Here is a 4,637-nt window from a genome sequence, read left to right on the forward strand (position 1 = left end):
TCACTGGCCTATCTGCATCGCTTCCCGTTCGACACGTTGAAGGTCGACCGCAGCTTCGTCATCCGCCTGGCCGCCGGCCGCGAGGCTCAGGAGATCGTCCGCACCATCGTCGGCCTGGCCCTGGCCCTGGGCAAGCAGACGCTGGCCGAAGGCGTCGAGGACGAAAAGCAGGCCGCGCTGCTGGAGCAGCTGGGCGTGCAGGTAGGGCAGGGCTGGTTGTTTGCGAAGGCGCTGCCTGAGGCGCAGGCGACGGAGGCGATCAGGAGCGCGCCGTGGCGGCGGTAGTGGCAGCTGGGCCTATGACTGGAGGTCGCCGCTCTGATCGGAAATTTGATGACTGTTTAGCTCCGGCAGATTTGGGAGAAGACTTCAATGAATCAAGCGCTTGCACCTTTCAAATCGCGTCGATCTAGGGTGCAGCCTGCATGCCTAAGAGGCGCTGACGGTCTGTCGAGAATGCGCTAGCCGCTCATGAGCGGTAGCACTTGGCAGTTCTGTGCTTCAGTCGACAGTTCGCGCGCGAGCACGCTTCACTCCTACCTCAGCTTCGATGCCGTTGTCGGGCTCCTCGAATCGGCATTGGTCGAAGGTTTCTGCTGGGAGCAATTCTCTGGGCAAGCCATCCGCGGCTGTCATCGTGCCTCCTTCCTGATCCGCGTTTCCGAGGTTGCCTACGATGGGTTCTTCAACTCACCAGCCGGCTATCGGGGGCAGTACGCCCGGTCCGTAGCTGCTGGCGAGGCTGCGAACAGGAGGTTGCTCGTGCAGTTCGAAGCACGGTTACTCGCCTACTCCGAAACTCGCTCGCAGATCGCTCAGTCCGTCATCCGCGACTCGCTTCGTGGAACACAAGCGAAGGTGTGGATCCGCGAGACCGAAGTTGAAGCACAACTCGGCAGTACCTTGTCGGCGATCACGTACGCCCCGTGGGAGCAAGCATCTGAAAGTGGCGTCGGCCTGCTCGCTCCCGTCGGTTCGCTGTTGGAGGTCAAAGGGGGTTGGGTCGCGCCAAGTGGTGAGGAACGGTTCAACCCAGGTAAGTCAGGCCGCAGCGCAGACAATCATCAAACAGGCTTTTCGTAGCTTCGAACGTTGAGCGACTGCAGCGAACAGATCAGTCTGTATGCGGCTGAAATTGGCGCCCCCGTATGTGCCGACGAAGTCGCGAGTGACGGCGGTGATGCCATCGCGCACTCCTCCTCTCAAACTTGTAAGTCAGCGTCGCCCATTACGAACGGCAAGGTCGCGGTCGATGGGCAGAATCGGCGCCTGTCTTGAAGCCGGGAATGATTGGRATGCGTGTGAAACATCTGCTCGCCGGCCTGCTGGCACTCTGCTGCGCGGCCAGCGCCGTCGCCGCCGACCCGCATTGGGTGACTGGCTGGGCGGCCGCACCGGACTCGCCCGGCCCGTCGCTGCAGCCGCAGACGATACGCCAGGTCGTGCGCAGCAGCGTCGCCGGTACGCAGGTGCGCATACGCCTGTCCAATCTGTTCGGCAGCGCGCCGCTGAACCTCGGACCGGTCCATCTGGCGCTGCACGCCGCCGGCTCGGCCATCCAACCGGGCAGCGATCGGGCACTCAGCTTCCAAAAGCTGCCGACGGTGACGATCGCCCCCGGCGACAGCGTCCTGAGCGATCCGGTTGAGCTGCGCGTGGCCGCGCTGCAGCAGCTGGCGCTGAGCCTGTATCTGCCGCAGGAGACCGGACCATCGACGCTGCATGGCGCGGCGCTGCAGACCGCCTGGCTGTGGCCGGGCGAGGACGCCGGCGCGGCGACGCTGTTCCCGGCCGGCGCGACCACCGACGACAGCCGCTACTTCGTCACCGATCTGGAGGTGAGCGCCGCCGCCCCGGCACGCACCTTGGTGGCGGTAGGTGACTCCATCACCGATGGTGTCGGCTCGGCCGACGACCGCAATGCGCGCTGGCCGGATTTCCTGGCCGCGCGTCTGCAGGGCGACCCGCAGCTGGCGACTATCGGCGTGGCCAATGCGGGCATCGCCGGCAACCGCATCCTCAACGACGGGCGCGCTCCCTTCGTCGGCCCGAGCGTGCTGGCGCGCTTCGAGCGCGATGCGCTGAGCAAGCCGGGCGTGCGCTGGATCGTGCTGATGCAGGGCATCAATGACATCACCGCGGCGAAGGCGCCGGCAACACCGCAGGACGACGTCAGCGCGCAGCAGATCATCGCCGGCATGCGCGACCTGATTGCAAAAGCGCATGCGAGCGGCCTGAAGATCTGGGGCGCGACGCTGCTGCCCTGCGGCGAGGCCAAGGGGTTGTTGCGCCCGACGCCGCAGAGCGAGGCCAAGCGCCAGGCGGTCAACCGCTGGATCAGAACCGCCGGCGCCTTCGATGCGCTGCTCGACTTCGACCGCCTGCTGCGTGACCCGGCCCGGCCCGATCAGCTGCTGCCGGCCTTCGACAGCGGCGATCATCTGCATCCCAACGAAGTCGGCTACCAGGCGATGGCCGCTGCCGTCGATCTGCGCTGGTTGAAGTGATCAGCCGGCGAGAGCGCTGCTGATCGCCATGCGGGCGCGCCCGCCCTGTTTGGCCTGGTACCGCGCGCATCGCCAAATTCTTCCCCAAACTCAGGCAACTCGTTGCCATCGGGCGGCACCCTCAGGGTGCGGGGCTACAGAGGTAAGGTCACGGATTCAGGAAACTGCCTTCCTCGGCGACACCGGCAGCAGTACAGCGCCGCTGTCAGCGACCGCCTGGAATCTGCAGATGCTTCAGGTGTCCGTGCGCCGCCGCACCGACACCAGCGCTCCCAATGTCTAAAAGCAAGACCTTGCGACGCGCTGTGCTCGCTCCCTCAACGAAAGATCCCATGTCCAAAGGTCAACGCGGCAACAAGGAACAGAAGAAAGCGAAGAAGGCCCATGCGCCAGCGCCCGTGATTCCCGCCACCTCGGCTGAGAAGGCTGCGGAGGCGATTTCTGTCGCTCCGCGCAAGAAATAGGCTTGGCAACAGGCCGGCCGTCCGCACCGGGCAGGAGAACCTGCAGGTGATGATGGCCTTCGGCCGCCAGCTGACGGGCTTTGCGGGCATCGTCCTTGTCAGCAATCCGCGACGCAGGTGATGACCGAGGCTGGGTTGGAAACGCACCGTTGGTGCGGCAGCGCACGGAACGCCGCTGGGGCTTCGGGAATGCTTGTGCCGTCGATATAGCGGCTGCTCACCATGAACTCGCAACACCCTCCATTCGGCATGACGGTCGCGCCCCAGGGCGCGGCGATCCTGACCGGCACGCACGGCTCATTTGGCTCGCACATCGGTTGGCGGGATGTGACCGGTGATCCGGGGCCTGACCCCCACGCGCAGGCCTCCGAGCTGTGGCAGCAAGCCGTCCATGACCTGCGCGGCAAGCTCAGCGTGGTCACGGCGGTCACTGCGTTGTTGCAGAAGCCGCGCAGCGACTTGCGCCGTTTGGAATTGATGGCCGTGCTGGATCGCAACGTTGCCGGCCTGCGGGAGCTGCTGAACGGCGTGGCCGACCTGGCCCGGCTCGACACCCAGCAGGAACGACCGGTGATTCGCACGGTGGACGTCGCCAAGGCGCTCGACGACATGTGCAACAACCTGCGCGTCGTGGCGAATTCGCGCGGGCTGAGCCTGGAGATCAGCGGCCCGGCCAGCCTCGTCGCGGAGAGCGACCCGCTGATGGTGGCGCGCATTGCGCAGAACCTGATGCTTAACGCGATCCAGTACACGCGCGCCGCTGGCGTGGTGCTGACCTACGGCCACTGTGGCGCTGGGGAGGCTGGCCACTGGTACTTCGATGTCGGAGACGCCGGCCGCGAGCTGTGCAGCGGTGGACCCATCGGGCTCATCCGAACAGCGGGCGCGTCCGCAATCGCGGCTTCGGGCGAGGGCATCGGCCTGTCCATCGTCGGCCGCCTGTGCAGGCTGCTGGGCGGAACGATGGAGATCACGAGTGCTGTCGGAGCCGGCCGCGTCACCCGCATCAAGTTGCCCCGGCGCTACGTTGGTGCGCTGCAAGAGCTGATGATTGCTACCGTCGCGCGCAGTGGCGCCCCGGCCGCAGGCCTATGGGCTCCCGCGGCATTGCAAGCCGGCCAGCCGCAGCAGCTTCCCTTGCTGCCCGCGGTTCCTGCAAAGCCCGCGCGCTTCGCCGCATGCAATGTTTCGACATTGCCTCAGTCACGCTCAAATCATCTGGATCTCAGCAACGCCGTCGCGCCGCACTCAGTGCCATACAGCGTCGGCTGACTCGCGTCGAACTCAAGCGCGCACCGTAGCCGCGCCAGGCCGCGGGCGCGGCGGTTCCGGTTTGGTGTCAGGTGCAGGTCTTTGGCTGGGCCGGCAGGATCAGCAGCCCACGGATTCGACCCCGGCGCGCGCCCGTGGCGTCGTTTTGCACCGAGCCAAAGATGACGACCTGTTCACCGCTGCTGCGCTGTTCAAGCACCAGCACGATGTCGGAATCCTGTGCGTAACCGGCGGAGACCCAGGCCTGCCGGAGTTCCGTCAGTTGGCCGTCCGCGCGGTATCGATCCAGGGTGCCGAGCCGACCTACCCCACTGATGACTCGATCCTTCGAGCGGCTCCCAGGCCGGGCGTTCGCACTCGAGTTCGTCAAGCTGTTCGCCGCAAACCCGGAGGA

6 protein-coding genes are annotated in these 4,637 nt (G+C 65.9%); 5 read left to right on the top strand and 1 reads right to left on the bottom strand.

Annotated elements, in window-relative coordinates:
* The 5 genes from AC1DU6_RS20670 to AC1DU6_RS20690 all read left to right on the top strand — a co-directional run.
* Positions 1 to 285, top strand: a 285-nt coding sequence (locus AC1DU6_RS20670) for an EAL domain-containing protein (protein ID WP_477859249.1), incomplete at its 5' end; no start/stop codon positions are given.
* 186 nt (positions 286 to 471) lie between these two features.
* Positions 472 to 1,083: a hypothetical protein gene (locus tag AC1DU6_RS20675; protein WP_457321906.1), complete on the top strand. Its 612-nt coding sequence runs from the start codon at positions 472 to 474 to the stop codon at positions 1,081 to 1,083.
* 218 nt (positions 1,084 to 1,301) lie between these two features.
* Positions 1,302 to 2,507, top strand: a complete 1,206-nt coding sequence (locus AC1DU6_RS20680) for an SGNH/GDSL hydrolase family protein (protein WP_477859251.1) — start codon at positions 1,302 to 1,304, stop codon at positions 2,505 to 2,507.
* 332 nt (positions 2,508 to 2,839) lie between these two features.
* Positions 2,840 to 2,971: a hypothetical protein gene (locus tag AC1DU6_RS20685; RefSeq protein ID WP_268795242.1), complete on the top strand. Its 132-nt coding sequence runs from the start codon at positions 2,840 to 2,842 to the stop codon at positions 2,969 to 2,971.
* 249 nt (positions 2,972 to 3,220) lie between these two features.
* Positions 3,221 to 4,243, top strand: coding sequence for a sensor histidine kinase (locus AC1DU6_RS20690; RefSeq protein WP_477859253.1), 1,023 nt, complete (start codon positions 3,221 to 3,223; stop codon positions 4,241 to 4,243).
* Positions 4,244 to 4,310: 67 nt separating this feature from the next.
* Here the strand turns inward: AC1DU6_RS20690 and AC1DU6_RS20695 are convergent.
* Positions 4,311 to 4,637, bottom strand: a 327-nt coding sequence (locus AC1DU6_RS20695) for a hypothetical protein (protein ID WP_477859255.1), incomplete at its 5' end; no start/stop codon positions are given.

It is taken from the genome of Roseateles sp. P5_B10 (assembly GCF_056400485.1).